Source organism: Staphylococcus shinii, assembly GCF_017583065.1.
Lineage (GTDB): Bacteria > Bacillota > Bacilli > Staphylococcales > Staphylococcaceae > Staphylococcus > Staphylococcus shinii.
Genome location: NZ_JAGEVL010000001.1, coordinates 266,927 through 282,881 on the forward strand (window position 1 = coordinate 266,927; position 15,955 = coordinate 282,881).

The following is a 15,955-nucleotide window of genomic DNA, read 5'->3' on the forward strand; positions in this document are numbered from 1 at the left end:
AGGAGAGATAGCAATGGCCAAAAGAGATTATTATGAAGTCTTAGGCGTGAGTAAAAGCGCTTCTAAAGATGAAATTAAAAAGGCTTATCGTAAATTATCGAAAAAATACCATCCAGACATAAATAAAGAAGAAGGTGCTGATGAGAAATTTAAAGAAATCTCAGAAGCATACGAAGTTTTAAGTGATGACAATAAACGTGCCAACTACGACCAATTTGGTCATGACGGACCACAAGGTGGTTTTGGTGGACAAGGATTTGGCGGTCAGGACTTTAGCGGATTTGGAGGCGGCGGTTTCGAAGATATTTTCAGTTCGTTCTTCGGAGGCGGCAGACAACAACGTGATCCAAATGCACCAAGAAAAGGTGATGATTTACAATACACAATGACCGTTACTTTCGATGAAGCAGTTTTTGGTAGCGAAAAAGAGATTTCAATACGTAAAGATGTTGCTTGTCATACATGTGATGGTGAAGGAGCTAAACCAGGTACTAAGAAAAAAACATGCCATTATTGTAGTGGTGCAGGCCATGTTTCTGTTGAACAAAATACGATACTTGGCAGAGTTAGAACTGAAAAAGTTTGTCCAGTATGTAGTGGTTCAGGTCAAGAATTTGAAGAACCATGTCCAACTTGTCACGGAAAAGGTACTGAAAACAAAAATGTTAAAATCAGCGTAACAATACCTGAAGGTGTTGATAACGAACAACAAATTAGATTAGCTGGGGAAGGTGCACCAGGTGAAAATGGCGGACCGCAAGGCGACTTATATATCGTCTTTAGAGTTAAACCTTCAGAAAAATTTGAAAGAGATGGCGACGATATTTATTATTCTCTAGACGTTAGTATTGCTCAAGCAACGTTAGGTGATGAAGTTAAAGTTCCAACGCTAAACGGTAGCGTAATGTTAACTATTCCTGCAGGTACTCAAACAGATAAGCAATTCCGTCTTAAAGAAAAAGGTATTAAAAATGTACATGGTTATGGTTATGGCGACTTATTTATAAATATTAAAGTAGTTACGCCAACTAAAGTGAGTGAACGTCAAAAAGAATTACTTAGAGAATTTGCAGAAATTGATGGTGAAGAAATTTCAGAGCAGCCATCAAATTTTAGAGATAAAGCTAAAAGATTCTTTAAAGGAGAATAATATATGAACTGGACTGAAGTATCAATTATCATTAATCACGAGGCATCATCAATAATCTCTGATATATTAGAAGATTTTGGTTCAAATGGCGTAGTTATAGAAGACTCTAAAGATTTGGAACATGCTTTTGAAGATAAATTCGGTGAAATTTATGCATTAAATGCCAATGATTATCCTCAAAAAGGAGTAAGAATAAAAGCATATTTCAATGAAATTAAATATACAAAAACGTTAAAAACAGAACTTATTAATGCGATTGAGCAAGTTGCCTCTCTGGATTATTCGTTCTTTGAATACACAGAACAAACGTTGCGTGAGCAAGATTGGGAAAATGAATGGAAAAATTATTTCCACCCATTTAGAGCTTCTGAACAATTCACGATAGTTCCTAGTTGGGAAACATATCAAAAAGAAGACCAGAGTGAATTGTGCATTGAGCTAGACCCTGGTATGGCGTTTGGCACAGGCGACCATCCTACCACTAGCATGTGTTTAAAAGCTATAGAAACATATGTGAAGCCAAGTGATTCTGTTATTGATGTCGGCACTGGTTCAGGTATATTAAGTATTGCTGCTCATTTATTAGGTGTTAAACGGATTAAAGCATTAGATGTAGATGAAATGGCAGTGAGAGTTGCTAAAGAAAACTTTGAGAAAAATAATTGTGAACATGCAATTGAAGCTACAACTGGAAATTTGTTACAAGAAGAAACTGAAAAATTTGATGTTGTAATTGCTAATATACTAGCTCATATTATTGAAGAAATGATAGATGATGCTTATAATACTTTAAATAAAGATGGGTATTTTATAACGTCTGGTATTATAGAAGAAAAACATGAAGCGATTGTAGAACAGATGGAAAACGCTGGTTTTAAAGTGATATCTATTAATCATGAAAATAGCTGGGTCTGTATCGTAGGACAGAAAGTGAGCGATTAACATGCAAAGATATTTTATTAATCAAAACGCTGATTCCCTTCAGCGTTTTTCCATTATCGATAAAGGTGACATCCATCATATTACGAATGTAATGAGGCATCAAATTGATGATGAAATTATTATTACCTTTTTGGATCAATTTGTTTATAAATGTAAAATTATAAATATAGCTACTGATGAAATTGATATTGAGCTAGTTGAACGAATTGATATAGATTCAGAATTACCTCAAAATATTACCGTATGTAGTGGTCTGATCAAAGCGGATAAATATGAATGGTTGTTACAAAAGGCAACTGAACTTGGTGCTAGTGAATTTTTAGCAGTAGGAATGAAACGTTCCGTGGTAAAATTAAATGAAAGTAAGGTAACTAAGAAATTAGAGCGTTGGCAGAAAATTATTAAAGAAGCTGCTGAACAAAGTTATAGATTAGTAATACCTTCTATCGATTATAAAGCATCACTAAAAGAAGTTTTTCAACAAATTGATGTTTATGATTATATTTTAATAGCATACGAAGATGCTGCCAAGCAAGGTGAAAGTAGTAACTTAAAAAAAGTGGTAAAACAATTTCAGCCTAATGATCGTGTTTTAGTGGTTTTTGGACCTGAAGGCGGATTAGCCGAAGAAGAGTTGACACTATTTAATGATAGTGCATATCAAGTAGGGCTTGGTCCTAGAATATTAAGAGCTGAAACAGCCCCGTTATATGTATTGAGTGTAGTCAGTTATGAAGTTGAACTGTTTGATTAATTTTATATAAAAGTTTTCGGACTTAATTAACATATTAAACCTAACGACAGTTTTATTGATATTAATAATTTTTACAAAGAAATTTAAAATACTGCTAAAAAGAAGTGTTAGAATAACGTTAAATTAAAAAAATGTAAATTTTACTAATTGACCACATTAATCAGATATATTATACTAAGTTATACATGGTTAGTACCATGTCATGATAATAAAGTTTCGTTGATATTTGGAGGGAGGGAAATACACATGTCTAAAACAGTAGTCAAAAAGAACGAATCACTTGAAGATGCGTTACGTCGTTTCAAACGTACAGTTTCTAAAAGCGGTACAATTCAAGAAGTACGTAAACGTGAGTTTTACGAAAAACCTAGCGTTAAACGTAAAAAGAAATCAGAAGCTGCACGTAAACGTAAATTCAAATAATTAATTGTTTCGTTGACTCCCTCAACACCAACATTAATTATAAACCAAATTAGCCTTTAGTTGATGACCAACTAAAGGCTATTATTTTTATCTAAGCTCCTAATATAACGATAGTTATTTACAGTCATTACCACTACAAATTATTAGCATTTCTTAGTATATTCTAACAATCAAGGAACACATGAAATTTAATTTGTCGATTATGAAATTTTATGGTGTAAACGCTATAATCACGTATTAATTTCATGTATAATTAAATTGAGAGCGAGGTGATAGAGTGATTCTTTCAAGTAGTTTACATACAATATTTTCTGCTAATTTTGTTGAAAGTGGGACCTGGATTGACGATGTGGCTAACTTCATTGTAAATCCAGTAGTTGCGTTAATTTTAACATGTATTATCTTCCTAGGTTTTTTATACCAATTGTATTCAAATAGAATTAATATAATAGGGATTGTCGCCACATTAACTTTATTGATATTCTTTTTAGGATTTTATATAAAAGGAGACGTCAATTTATATTCTGTAATTTTATTTGGCATAGGCGTTATATTTGTAATAATTGAACTTTTTGTAGTCGGCGCAGTTATCGGTATTATCGGTATGGCACTTATAGTTTTTAGTATTATTACTTTAGGAGATAATTTAGTTTATATGATTGCCAATGTCGTCGTTGCATTAATACTATCAATTATTGAATGGGTGATACTTGTGAAGATATTTAAACGGAAAATTCCATTTTTAGACAAGGTTGTATTGAAAGATTCTACAAATGCAGAAGCAGGCTACACTTCACACGAAGATCGCTCTCATTTAGTTGGGAAAACTGCAACAACTTCAACTGATTTAAGACCTGCAGGGATTATTACTTACAACAATGAACGTATTGATGCAGTATCTGATGGTTCTTTTATTTTAAGAAATAAACAAGTCACCATTTTAGAAGTAGAAGGTACAAGAGTTGTTGTGAGAGAAAACGAATCATAAAGGAGAGAAAGTATGATCGGATTAATTATTATTGTCGCTATAGTAGTAATAGCATTATTGTTACTATTTTCATTTGTCCCAGTCGGATTATGGATTTCAGCAATCGCTGCTGGTGTTAAAGTAGGAATCGGTACATTGGTAGGTATGAGATTACGTAGAGTATCACCAAGAAAAGTTATTTCACCACTTATTAAAGCACATAAAGCAGGGCTTAACTTAACTACAAATCAACTTGAATCCCATTATTTAGCTGGTGGTAACGTTGACCGTGTAGTTGACGCGAATATCGCAGCACAAAGAGCAGATATTAACTTACCATTTGAACGTGGCGCTGCTATTGATTTAGCTGGTCGTGATGTTTTAGAAGCTGTACAAATGTCAGTAAATCCAAAAGTTATAGAAACTCCGTTTATAGCTGGTGTTGCTATGAATGGTATCGAAGTAAAAGCCAAAGCCCGTATTACAGTACGTGCTAATATTGCTCGTTTAGTTGGTGGTGCCGGCGAAGAAACAATCATCGCTCGTGTAGGTGAAGGTATTGTTTCTACAATTGGTTCAAGTGAACATCATACAGAAGTATTAGAAAATCCAGACAATATTTCGAAAACTGTTTTAAGTAAAGGTTTAGATTCTGGTACTGCTTTTGAAATTTTATCAATTGATATCGCTGATGTTGATATTAGTAAAAATATCGGTGCAGACTTGCAAACTGAGCAAGCACTTGCAGATAAGAATATTGCACAAGCTAAGGCTGAAGAACGTCGTGCTATGGCCGTAGCGCAAGAACAAGAAATGAAAGCGAAAGTACAAGAAATGCGTTCTAAAGTTGTTGAAGCCGAAGCTGAAGTACCATTGGCAATGGCAGAAGCTTTACGTTCTGGAAATTTAGGCGTAAAAGATTATTACAACTTGAAAAATGTTGAAGCAGATACAGGTATGAGAAATTCTATTAACCAAAGTACAAATCAACAAGATGATGAATCACCGGATAAATAACTTTAGGGGTGATTAAATGAATATAGGTATTATTATTTTTGTAATATCTGTGATTGTAACAATAATCGGAGCTATTAATGATAATAGCCATAAAGATAGACAAAATCAAAAGCCACCAGTAAATAAACGACCAAACAGTAATGGTGAGCAACCGAAAAAAGGCGGATTCTTAGACGAAATAGGTAAAACATTTAAAGAGATTGAAAAACATATCAATGAAGATCCTATGTCACAAAAAAGAGAACCCGAGCAAATGTCTCAACCTGATCATTCTCAATCTTCACCAACAGAAACACGTGCAGAAAAAATGGAATCACCAAGTTCTGAACGTAAAACAAGAAAAGATAATGAAACTGAAGCAGATAAAGTAAAACGAGCTCAACAACAACAAGATGATAAGCTACAAAAAGAGCTTGAAGCTGATTTAATGGGACAAATACAAGATGTTCGAACTGAAATCGATCGTGAAAATGAGAAAAGACTTCAGAGAACTGAGAAACAAGCACGTGAAATTATTGCAGATAAATACTTATCTGAAAGAACGAAAAGATTTCGTTTGAAACAATTAATGAATGCACATGCTATTCAAAGTCCTGCTAATAATGATCAGTTTAGATTTGCCGATGATGAAGTTGTGAATGGTATTATTTGGTCAGAAGTACTGGAAAGACCTAAAAGGTTATAATTTAATATTTAACGTCTTATAAAAATCAACATATGTAGGTTTTTTATAAGGCGTTATTTTTTGTTACAAAATACTGTACAAATAAAACCTTTTTAACTATTATTGAATAATTACTCAATTTGAGTGCTACTTAATTTATTCAATTAGATAGAATGTAAATCTTCTGTTAAAATTGTAGAAATCACTTACGATTCAATTCACTTTAAAATATTATCTGTCATTTTCGTGATATAATGAAGATGTAACTTGAATAGTAAGTTTGAATCATTAAAATTCAAATGAATAAATATCTGAAATGATTTATTGTTTATTAAAAACTTTTTGTAACTTAAAATCTAATAGGATAAAATAAGAAGTAACGAATATATTTGTAAAGGAGTACTTATATGCCTGGAATTATTCAAATAGATGACAATAACGAAGCGCAAGCACTCATTGGTAATAATGATGAGCACCTTAAATCAATTGAGGAAGGCTTTGATGTCATTGTGCATGCTCGAGGACAAGAAATCGCTGTAAAAGGTGAGCAAGTTGAGCATGTCGAGAAAGCAGAATCCGTACTAGTAAACTTACTGAAAGTCATCCAACAAGGTGTTTCGATATCTATCAAAGATGTAGAAGCTGCTGTGAAAATGGCGCAAAATGGTACGATTCAATACTTATTAGATTTATACGAAGATGAAATAACTAAAGATGCATATGGCAAAACGATTCGTGCAAAAACAATGGGACAACGTATGTATGTCAATGCAATGCACCATAATGATTTAGTTTTTGGTGTAGGACCAGCTGGTACTGGTAAAACATTCTTAGCAGTTGTTTATGCGGCAAAACAATTACGTAAAGGTAACGTAAAACGTATTGTACTTACTAGACCTGCCGTTGAAGCTGGAGAATCATTAGGCTTCTTACCTGGTGATTTAAAGGAAAAAGTAGATCCATATTTAAGACCGTTATATGACGGCTTGAATACAGTTTTAGGAAGAGAACAAACTGCCAGATTTATAGAAAGAGGCATAATTGAAATTGCTCCATTAGCCTATATGAGAGGTAGAACGTTAGATGACGCTTTTGTCATATTGGATGAAGCTCAAAACACTACTCATGCCCAAATGAAGATGTTTTTAACCAGATTAGGTTTCGGTTCTAAAATGGTAGTAACTGGAGATAAAACGCAAATAGATTTACCAAAAGGTGTTAAAAGCGGTTTGAAAGAAGCTATTAAAAAGTTAGAAAATGTAAAAGGATTGAGTATTCATAATCTTGACCAAAGCGATGTTGTGCGTCACCCATTAGTAAGTAAAATTATTGATCGTTATGAGGGAGAAGAATAAATGTTTACGATAGATTTTAGTGATCATACAGAATTAGTGCAAAATGAATGGTTAACACAAATAGATGAATTGCTTACTTTTGCAAAAAAACAGGAAAATATTGAAGAAGAAGCAGAATTATCTGTAACATTTGTTGATAAAGAAGAGATTCAAGAAATCAACAAAATGTATCGTGACAAAGATAAAGTAACAGATGTTATCTCTTTTGCATTAGAAGAGGATGAACCAGAAATAACTGGTCTTGATATGCCAAGGGTATTAGGTGATATTATTATTTGTACTGATGTTGCGAAAGAACAAGCTAATAATTATGGTCATAGCTTTGAAAGAGAACTTGGTTTTCTTGCACTACATGGTTTTTTACATTTATTAGGCTACGATCATATGAATGAACAAGATGAGAAAGAAATGTTCGGCCGACAAGAACAAATACTTAATGCTTATGGATTAACAAGAGATTAGAGGCGCATATGAAACGATTTAGTTACGCTTTTCATGGTATGTTAGTGTTAATAAGAAAAGATTATAAATTTTCATTACATCTTTTATTGGCTTTAGCAGTTATTATCGCGGGTTTTGCTTTTAAAATTAATGAAGTAGAATGGCTCTTTATCATTATATCAATTGGGCTAGTGCTTGCGTTTGAGGCAATTAATACCGCTGTAGAATATGTCGTAGACTTGGTTACCAGTGACTATCATGTTTTAGCGAAAAAAGCTAAAGATGTTGCTGCTTTCAGCGTAGTACTTGCTTCTCTCGTTGCCTTAGTTATAGGACTCATTATTTTCTTACCATATGTATTTAAATAGTAGTGCAATTCGGTGAATATTGTTTATACTAATAAGACGTAACTATTAACAAAATTAAAATATTTGAGGATAACTTATTATTAAGTAGGGGAGATAAACTATGACATACCAATCACATTATTTTACAGAAGTAAGAAACGCTCAAGCAAATGCATATGCGCCATACAGTAATTTTAAGGTTGGTGCGTATTTAAGGACTAAAGATGGAAAAACGTATTATGGTGCTAATGTAGAAAACGCTGCTTATCCTATGTCTATATGCGCAGAAAGATCTAGTTTAGTGGCTGCAATTGCAGATGGTTATCGACCAGGGGATTTTGAGTCAATTACTGTTACTGTTGATGCAGATGAGCCTTCTTCGCCATGCGGATCTTGTAGACAGGTGATGAAAGAACTATGCGATGATGATATGCCAGTGTACATGACAAATCATCACGGGGACATGATAGCGTCGACAGTAAATGAACTATTACCATTAGGATTTTCAGGAAAGGATTTAAATTAATGACAGAACATAAATCAGGATTTATTTCAATTATAGGTAGACCCAATGTTGGTAAATCAACTTTTGTAAACCGTGTAATTGGACATAAAATCGCAATAATGTCTGACAAGGCACAAACTACTAGAAATAAGATACAAGGAGTTATGACACAAGAAGATGCTCAGATTATCTTTTTAGACACACCAGGTATTCATAAACCTAAACATAAATTAGGTGATTACATGATGCGTGTGGCTACAAACACCTTATCTGAAATTGATGCCATTATGTTTATGGTGAATGTTAACGAAGATATCGGACGTGGTGATGAGTATATTATGGATATGCTCAAAACTATTAAAACACCAGTATTCTTAGTTTTGAATAAAATTGATTTAGTACATCCAGACGAACTGATGCCACGAATTGAAAAATATAAAAAATATTTGGATTTCACTGAAATTGTGCCGATTTCAGCTTTAGAAGGACACAATGTGGAGCATTTTATTGATGTATTAAAATCTTACTTACCAGAAGGACCTAAATATTATCCGGACGACCAAATTTCAGATCACCCAGAACAATTTGTAGTCGGTGAACTTATTCGCGAGAAAATTCTACATTTGACAAGCGAAGAAATACCGCATGCTATTGGGGTTAACGTAGACCGTATGGTTAAAGAAGATGAGGATAGAGTGAGGATTGAAGCTACTATTTTCGTAGAAAGAGACTCGCAAAAAGGTATTGTGATTGGAAAAGGCGGTAAAAAGTTAAAAGAAGTAGGTAAACGTGCACGTCTCGACATAGAACGTTTACTAGGTTCTAAAGTCTATTTGGAACTATGGGTTAAAGTTCAGAAAGATTGGCGTAATAAAGTAAACTTTATACGTCAAATGGGCTATTTAGAAGATCAAGATTAAGGCAAAGAATTTTTTGGAAGTCGGTGTGCTATTATGTTGATTAAACAAAAAGGTATAATCATTAAAACAGTTGATTACGGCGAATCCGATAAAATTATAACAATTTTAAACGAACATGGCGCAAAGGTACCTTTAATGGTAAGGCGAGCTAAAAAGAGTAAGAGTGGTTTACAAGCCAACACCCAATTATTTGTGTATGGCTTGTTTATTTATTCTAAGTGGAAAGGCATGGGAACATTGAGCTCCGTCGATGTGATTGAACAAAATTATCACTTACGTTTAGATATTTATGAAAGTAGTTTTGCTAGTTTATGTGCCGAAACAATTGATCGTTCACTTGAAGCAGATGAAGTTTCTAAATATAGCTATGATCTTTTACATTTTGTTTTGGATAAAATTAAAAATGGTGTGTCAGCGCAACTGATGTCTGTAGTTGTTTTATTAAAATGTATGAACCGTTTCGGATTTAATGCTACATTCGATAAGTGTGTTGTTACTGGCAATGATGATCAGTCCCAATTAATAGCATATAGTTTTAAGTTTGATGGAGCCATTTCTCAAGGTGTTAAATATCAAGATTCACATGCAATGTTGTTATCTAATAAGACGCTTTATTTGCTAGATGTTCTTCAAAAATTACCAATTAATCAAATGAGTTCACTTAGTATTCATGACGATGTTGTCGATGAGATGTCTGAATTAATGATACTATTATATAAAGAATACGTAGGAATGTATTTTAAAAGTCAAAAACTAATCAATCAATTACATAGATTAGATAATTTATCTTGATTACGTCCTATAAGCATTGGCTCTTATCAGTTTGCATATAAAATCAACTAAATAAACATAAATTAGACTAAGTATGAAAGCACTTCTAATATAAGATATAATAATCTTGTATTAGGGTGTTTTTTTAATTTTTAAGTATAGTTCATATAAACAGTCAAAAGTAAAAACGCTATAGCTTTTTACTAAATGATATATATCCGAATAAAAGAAAAGTCTTACTTTTAATAAACTATAATTATGTTATGTAACCCTATAATATAATTATATAAGATCAAAAACCTATTATAAGGATTGACGATAAAGTAGATAGAAACATCAACCTTATGATACTTACTATAAAACTTTCGAAGTTTAAGGGAAGTAAAGCTATTAAATTTAGATAAAAGTTAAATCTAGCTTTTGTTATCTGTGAAAACAATTAAAATGAAAGCAGTGGTATGGACTAATACGTTAAATGCTCAACAAAAACTAATTAAACACTCTATGTTCATGCTTACCAATTTAGTAAAATCATTACACAAAAATCTCTTGGTATAAATATATATAAATAAACCAAACGCTATATTTAACGTTTGGTTTATTTTTAAGTAATATTAAGTATAATAAAATTAAAATTTAACTTTTTCAGCTAAGAAAGCATTTAATTCTGTGATTGGCATACGAACTTGTTCCATAGTGTCGCGGTCACGTACAGTTACTTTTTCATCTTCTAAAGAATCAAAGTCGAAAGTAATACAATATGGTGTACCGATTTCATCTTGACGACGGTAACGTTTACCAATTGATTGAGACTCATCGAAGTCTATAGAGAAGTTAGCGCTCAATTCTTCAAATACTTTAATTGCATCACCAGATAATTTTTTGCTCAATGGTAATACTGCTGCTTTATATGGAGCAAGCGCAGGGTGGAAGTGTAATACTGTTCTAGAATCTTTACTACCTTCAACACCTTCTTCATCATAAGCATCACATAAGAATGCTAATGTTACACGGTCAGCACCTAATGATGGCTCAATACAATAAGGGATATATTTTTCGCCTGTTTCTTGGTCGTGATATTGGAAATCTTCACCTGAATGTTGGCTATGCTGTTTCAAGTCGAAATCAGTACGGCTAGCGATACCCCATAGTTCACCCCAGCCAAATGGGAAGCGGTATTCAATGTCAGTAGTTGCATTTGAGTAGTGTGAAAGTTCGTCAGCATCGTGGTCACGTAAACGTGTAGCTTCTTCGCTTAAGTTTAAATCTTTAAGCCATTGACTTGCGAAAGTCTTCCAATAATTTTGCCATTCTATTTCTTCACCTGGTTTACAGAAGAATTCTAATTCCATTTGTTCGAACTCACGTGTTCTGAAAATGAAGTTACCTGGCGTGATTTCATTACGGAATGATTTACCTACTTGACCAATACCAAATGGTAATTTTTTACGCATTGTACGTTGTACGTTTTTATAGTTTACGAAAATACCCTGTGCAGTTTCAGGACGTAAGAAAATTTCGTTTGTAGAATCTTCAGTTACACCTTGGAAAGTTTTGAACATTAAATTGAATTGACGGATATCAGTCCAGTTAGCTGTACCACTTACAGGACAAACGATACCTTCCTCATCAATAATGCGTTTCATTTCATCGAAGCTTAAACCATCGGCAACAAAATTTTCATCGCCTTTTTCATTTGCCATGTAATCTTCGATAATTTTATCAGCACGATAGCGAATTTTACTATCTTTGTTATCAATCATAGGATCGTTAAAGTTACCAAGGTGACCAGATGCTTCCCATGTTTTTGGGTTCATTAAAATTGCAGCATCAATACCTACGTTATATGGGGATTGAGTGATGAATTTTTGCCACCAAGCTTTTTTAATATTATTTTTTAATTCTACTCCTAGTGGACCATAATCCCATGTATTTGATAAACCACCGTAAATGTCACTACCAGGGAATACAAATCCTCTATGTTTTGCTAATGAAACAATTGTTTCCATATCTTTTGCCATAAAAAATACACTCCTTTTAACATAAAAACGTCCCAAGGCACGGAAAATAAAATCTTATCTGTGCCTTGGGACGAGTTAATCATTTTTAATCACATATTCAAGATATGCGCTTGTTTACTGAATATTATTAACCCGCGGTTCCACCCAAGTTAGTGTGAACACTCGCTTTTACAAATCATTTAATTGTAGCCATTAATTTTTGTTAAGCTTTCACTATCCTTAACTCGCTTTAAATCTAATTTTAATGTATTGGCAGTTTATAAGCAAGTAAATATATGTATTTGTAGCAATTTAAATTTCAATGTATAATTGAATAAATTGATTAAAGGGGTGAGCGTTATAGAACTGAGTAAAAGGCAACAGCAAATTGTTGAAATTGTGAAGAATAATGGCCCGATTACTGGTGAACGTATAGCTGAACAACTGAATTTAACACGCGCGACTTTAAGACCTGATTTAGCCATTTTAACGATGTCTGGTATTTTAGAAGCTAGACCACGCGTTGGCTATTATTATTCTGGGAAACCGAAAAATAAATTAATAGCCGATGAACTAAAACAATATGTAGTTAAAGATTACGCATCTCACCCAGTAGTAGTAAAGAGTGAGATGACTGTTTATGATGCGATATGTACTATATTTTTAGAAGATGTTAGTACACTATTTGTAATTAACAACAATGGTGATTTTATGGGAGTTTGTTCACGTAAAGATTTATTGAGAGCATCAATGATTGGAGAAGATATACATACAATGCCAGTGAATATTATTATGACACGCATGCCAAATTTAAGTTACGTTTTAGAGGACGAAAGGGTAATATTTGCAGCAAATCTCATGATTGAAAAGGAAATCGATTCTTTACCTATTGTGGTTAAAAAAGAAAATGGTAAATATGAAGTTAAAGGTCGTATTTCAAAAACAACAATAACTAAAATCTTTGTCTCATTATTAAATGAATAGGTGGTATTAAATTAATGGAAAATATTAGAATAATAGTCGCATCTGACTCAGTAGGTGAAACAGCAGAATTAGTAGCAAGGGCCTGTATTTCACAATTTAATCCAAACCAATGTGATAGTGAAATTAGCAGATACCCATATATTGAAGCATTAGAAAACGTAGATGAAGTGATTTCTGTCGCGAAAGATACAGAAGCCATTGTAGTTTATACATTAGTAAAACCAGAAATAAGAAAATATATGGAAGCAAAAATCAGTGAATTTAATATTAAATCTGTAGATATTATGGGGCCGTTAATGAATATTTTATTAGATAAAATTGATGAACAGCCATATTTTGAACCGGGACTTGTCCATCAGTTAGATGAAGCCTATTTCAAGAAGATTGATGCTATCGAATTTGCAGTTAAATATGATGATGGTAAAGATCCTAAAGGTTTATCGAAAGCAGATATTGTTCTGTTGGGGATTTCAAGAACATCCAAAACACCATTATCTCAATATCTTGCCCATAAAAGTTACAAGGTCATGAATATTCCTATTGTTCCAGAGGTCACGCCGCCAGATGATTTATTTAATATTGATTCATCTAAATGCATTGCTTTAAAAATTAGCGAAGAAAAATTAAATAAAATTCGTAAAGAACGTCTAAAGCAGCTTGGGTTAGGAGACAGTGCTAGATATGCAACTGAACAACGTATTGAAGAAGAACTTAATTATTTCCATAATTTAGTTGAAAGAATCGGTTGTCCGGTAATTGATGTATCAGATAAAGCGATTGAAGAAACTGCTAATGATATTATTAGTATTATAGAGCAAAATAGTTTCAAAAAATAAATAAAACATTTATAATAGTGTAACTAATGTCTAATAGGTGATTATTTTGCGAATCGAACAATCCACAATTAATGAAATAAAAGAAAAAACTGACATTCTCGACTTAGTTAGCGAGTATGTAAAGTTAGAGAAAAGAGGACGCAATTATATAGGTTTGTGTCCTTTTCATGATGAAAAGACTCCATCTTTTACCGTTTCAGAAGATAAGCAAATTTGTCATTGTTTCGGTTGTAAAAAAGGGGGTAACGTTTTCCAATTCACACAAGAGATAAAAGATATATCATTTACTGATGCTGTGAAAGAATTAGGAGAGCGCGTTAATATTAAAGTTGAAACAGAGTCATCTGGTGTAAACCAAGAGACTTCGCACCAAGTTGCCTCAGACGATTTGAAAATGATTGAAATGCATGAGTTAATGCAAGAGTATTATCATTATGCACTGAAAAAAACAGTTGAAGGTGAAGCAGCCCTAAATTATTTGAAAGAACGTGGTTTTACTGACGCGCTGATTGATGCAAGGAAAATTGGCTATGCGCCTAAAAATTCTCATTTTTGTCATGATTTTCTAAAGAAAAAAGGGTACGATATTCAACTAGCTTATGAAGCTGGATTGTTATCTCGAAACGAGGAAAATTTTAGTTATTATGACCGTTTTAGAGATCGTATTATGTTTCCGTTAACTAATGCACAAGGACGGACTGTTGGCTATTCAGGCAGAACATATACAAATCAAGAACCAAAGTATTTAAATAGTCCAGAAACACCAATATTTCAAAAGCGTAGATTACTATACAACGTTGATCACGCTAGAAAATCCATCAGAAAAACTGATGAATTAATTTTATTGGAAGGTTTTATGGATGTTATTAAAGCTGATCAAGCTGGGCTTAAACAAGTTGTTGCTAGTATGGGTACACAAATATCACAAGAACATATAGCATTTATCAAAAAGTTAACGTCTAATGTTACATTAATGTTTGATGGTGATTACGCAGGTACAGAAGCTACATTAAAAACTGGACAAATACTGTTACAACAAGGTTTCAATGTATTTGTAGTGCAATTACCTAAAGATATGGATCCTGATGAGTATATTGGAAAGCATGGCACCGAAGCATTTAATTACTTTGTAGAGCATGAGAAAAAATCATTCATTATTTATAAAGTGCATACTCATCAAGACGAAATTGAAAATAATGATTTAGCGTATGAGCGATATTTAAAGGAAATCACTAATGATATTTCTTATATGAGTTCTACTATTTTACAGAAAAAGATATTGCAAGAAGTTTCGGAATTGTTTAAAGTTAGCTTGGATAGTCTAAATAATGTAATAGGACAGCAACAAGATTATTATCAACCTCAAGATTATCATGTGCCATCCGTGCCGCAATTCAATAATTTAAATAAGAATGAGAAAGCAGAACGCGCTTTACTTAAACATTTTATGAATGATAAAGATATTTTTTTAAATTATCACAAATTACTTCAATTAGAAGACTTTACAAATGAATATTTTAAGCGTATATTTAATATTTTACACGAGTTTTACTCTGAAAATGATACGTTCAATATTAGTGATGTATTACAGTACATTGATTCCAATGAAATTAAAGAAGCATTTATATCATTAGATAACTATTTGATAAATGAAGAACCTTTTGAACATGAAATTGATGACTATATAAATACACTGACAACTAATAGAAATGAAGAAACGATTGAATCGCTTAATCAAAAGCTCCGAGAAGCTTCGAGATTGGGTGATTTAGAACTGCAAAAATATTATTTAGAAAAAATTGTAAATCACAATAAAAATAGAATGAATTGAAAAATATGTACTTGTCTGTATGTTTATAACACTTTAATGTGTATACGA

The 15,955-nt window shown here is 32.7% G+C and carries 17 protein-coding genes; 16 read left to right on the forward strand and 1 reads right to left on the reverse strand.

Annotated features, from left to right (window positions below; translation table 11 throughout):
- The first annotated feature begins 13 nt into the window (after positions 1 to 13).
- The 13 genes from dnaJ to recO all read left to right on the forward strand — a co-directional run bounded on the left by dnaJ (position 14) and on the right by recO (position 10,277).
- Positions 14 to 1,150 (forward strand): molecular chaperone DnaJ, encoded by a 1,137-nt coding sequence (gene dnaJ, locus J5E45_RS01295; RefSeq protein WP_069792164.1) that lies wholly within the window; start codon positions 14 to 16, stop codon positions 1,148 to 1,150.
- A gap of 3 nt (positions 1,151 to 1,153) precedes the next feature.
- Positions 1,154 to 2,092, forward strand: a complete 939-nt coding sequence (gene prmA / locus J5E45_RS01300) for a 50S ribosomal protein L11 methyltransferase (protein ID WP_039069597.1) — start codon at positions 1,154 to 1,156, stop codon at positions 2,090 to 2,092.
- 1 nt (position 2,093) lies between these two features.
- Positions 2,094 to 2,846, forward strand: a complete 753-nt coding sequence (locus J5E45_RS01305; protein WP_208181479.1) for a 16S rRNA (uracil(1498)-N(3))-methyltransferase — start codon at positions 2,094 to 2,096, stop codon at positions 2,844 to 2,846.
- A gap of 246 nt (positions 2,847 to 3,092) precedes the next feature.
- Positions 3,093 to 3,269, forward strand: a complete 177-nt coding sequence (gene rpsU, locus J5E45_RS01310; RefSeq protein ID WP_002483157.1) for a 30S ribosomal protein S21 — start codon at positions 3,093 to 3,095, stop codon at positions 3,267 to 3,269.
- A 304-nt stretch (positions 3,270 to 3,573) separates the two neighbouring features.
- Entirely contained in the window at positions 3,574 to 4,257 is a 684-nt protein-coding gene (locus J5E45_RS01315; protein ID WP_039069615.1) for an NfeD family protein, read from the forward strand.
- Between the two features lie 12 nt (positions 4,258 to 4,269).
- On the forward strand, positions 4,270 to 5,253 hold the full coding sequence (gene floA, locus J5E45_RS01320; protein WP_069792163.1) for a flotillin-like protein FloA: 984 nt from the start codon (positions 4,270 to 4,272) through the stop codon (positions 5,251 to 5,253).
- A 16-nt stretch (positions 5,254 to 5,269) separates the two neighbouring features.
- Positions 5,270 to 5,938, forward strand: a complete 669-nt coding sequence (locus J5E45_RS01325; RefSeq protein WP_069792162.1) for a hypothetical protein — start codon at positions 5,270 to 5,272, stop codon at positions 5,936 to 5,938.
- A 386-nt stretch (positions 5,939 to 6,324) separates the two neighbouring features.
- Positions 6,325 to 7,272, forward strand: coding sequence for a PhoH family protein (locus J5E45_RS01330; protein WP_039069594.1), 948 nt, complete (start codon positions 6,325 to 6,327; stop codon positions 7,270 to 7,272).
- Complete coding sequence (gene ybeY / locus J5E45_RS01335) at positions 7,273 to 7,734, forward strand: rRNA maturation RNase YbeY (protein WP_039069593.1); 462 nt, start codon at positions 7,273 to 7,275, stop codon at positions 7,732 to 7,734.
- 8 nt (positions 7,735 to 7,742) lie between these two features.
- Positions 7,743 to 8,081, forward strand: coding sequence for a diacylglycerol kinase family protein (locus J5E45_RS01340; RefSeq protein ID WP_069792161.1), 339 nt, complete (start codon positions 7,743 to 7,745; stop codon positions 8,079 to 8,081).
- A 100-nt stretch (positions 8,082 to 8,181) separates the two neighbouring features.
- Entirely contained in the window at positions 8,182 to 8,586 is a 405-nt protein-coding gene (cdd, locus tag J5E45_RS01345) for a cytidine deaminase (RefSeq protein WP_069792160.1), read from the forward strand.
- Positions 8,586 to 9,485 (forward strand): GTPase Era, encoded by a 900-nt coding sequence (gene era, locus J5E45_RS01350; RefSeq protein WP_208181481.1) that lies wholly within the window; start codon positions 8,586 to 8,588, stop codon positions 9,483 to 9,485. The genes cdd and era overlap by 1 nt, the downstream gene beginning before the upstream one ends.
- A gap of 33 nt (positions 9,486 to 9,518) precedes the next feature.
- Positions 9,519 to 10,277, forward strand: a complete 759-nt coding sequence (gene recO, locus J5E45_RS01355; RefSeq protein WP_039069589.1) for a DNA repair protein RecO — start codon at positions 9,519 to 9,521, stop codon at positions 10,275 to 10,277.
- Positions 10,278 to 10,885: 608 nt separating this feature from the next.
- On the opposite strand, the gene J5E45_RS01360 is transcribed toward recO, so the two are convergent.
- Entirely contained in the window at positions 10,886 to 12,277 is a 1,392-nt protein-coding gene (locus tag J5E45_RS01360; RefSeq protein ID WP_039068423.1) for a glycine--tRNA ligase, read from the reverse strand.
- A 330-nt stretch (positions 12,278 to 12,607) separates the two neighbouring features.
- Between J5E45_RS01360 and ccpN the strand changes: the two genes are divergently transcribed.
- Genes ccpN through dnaG form a run of 3 tightly spaced genes read left to right on the forward strand, consistent with a single transcriptional unit; the run spans position 12,608 to position 15,907 of the window.
- Positions 12,608 to 13,240 carry a transcriptional regulator CcpN gene (gene ccpN / locus J5E45_RS01365; RefSeq protein ID WP_101049455.1) on the forward strand — a complete coding sequence of 211 codons (633 nt, stop codon included), beginning with the start codon at positions 12,608 to 12,610 and terminating at the stop codon, positions 13,238 to 13,240.
- 14 nt (positions 13,241 to 13,254) lie between these two features.
- Positions 13,255 to 14,076, forward strand: coding sequence for a pyruvate, water dikinase regulatory protein (locus J5E45_RS01370; protein ID WP_039068422.1), 822 nt, complete (start codon positions 13,255 to 13,257; stop codon positions 14,074 to 14,076).
- 46 nt (positions 14,077 to 14,122) lie between these two features.
- Complete coding sequence (gene dnaG, locus J5E45_RS01375) at positions 14,123 to 15,907, forward strand: DNA primase (protein WP_208181483.1); 1,785 nt, start codon at positions 14,123 to 14,125, stop codon at positions 15,905 to 15,907.
- The last annotated feature ends 48 nt before the right edge of the window (positions 15,908 to 15,955 follow it).

Excerpts from the sequence above, each read along its gene's own strand:
- dnaJ (WP_069792164.1), top strand. The coding sequence starts at position 14 with ATGGCCAAAAGAGATTATTATGAAGTCTTAGGCGTGAGTAAAAGCGCT.
- prmA (WP_039069597.1), top strand. The coding sequence starts at position 1,154 with ATGAACTGGACTGAAGTATCAATTATCATTAATCACGAGGCATCATCA.
- J5E45_RS01305 (WP_208181479.1), top strand. The coding sequence starts at position 2,094 with ATGCAAAGATATTTTATTAATCAAAACGCTGATTCCCTTCAGCGTTTT.
- rpsU (WP_002483157.1), top strand. The coding sequence starts at position 3,093 with ATGTCTAAAACAGTAGTCAAAAAGAACGAATCACTTGAAGATGCGTTA.
- floA (WP_069792163.1), top strand. The coding sequence starts at position 4,270 with ATGATCGGATTAATTATTATTGTCGCTATAGTAGTAATAGCATTATTG.
- J5E45_RS01325 (WP_069792162.1), top strand. The coding sequence starts at position 5,270 with ATGAATATAGGTATTATTATTTTTGTAATATCTGTGATTGTAACAATA.
- J5E45_RS01330 (WP_039069594.1), top strand. The coding sequence starts at position 6,325 with ATGCCTGGAATTATTCAAATAGATGACAATAACGAAGCGCAAGCACTC.
- ybeY (WP_039069593.1), top strand. The coding sequence starts at position 7,273 with ATGTTTACGATAGATTTTAGTGATCATACAGAATTAGTGCAAAATGAA.
- J5E45_RS01340 (WP_069792161.1), top strand. The coding sequence starts at position 7,743 with ATGAAACGATTTAGTTACGCTTTTCATGGTATGTTAGTGTTAATAAGA.
- cdd (WP_069792160.1), top strand. The coding sequence starts at position 8,182 with ATGACATACCAATCACATTATTTTACAGAAGTAAGAAACGCTCAAGCA.
- era (WP_208181481.1), top strand. The coding sequence starts at position 8,586 with ATGACAGAACATAAATCAGGATTTATTTCAATTATAGGTAGACCCAAT.
- recO (WP_039069589.1), top strand. The coding sequence starts at position 9,519 with ATGTTGATTAAACAAAAAGGTATAATCATTAAAACAGTTGATTACGGC.
- J5E45_RS01360 (WP_039068423.1), bottom strand. The coding sequence starts at position 12,277 with ATGGCAAAAGATATGGAAACAATTGTTTCATTAGCAAAACATAGAGGA.
- J5E45_RS01370 (WP_039068422.1), top strand. The coding sequence starts at position 13,255 with ATGGAAAATATTAGAATAATAGTCGCATCTGACTCAGTAGGTGAAACA.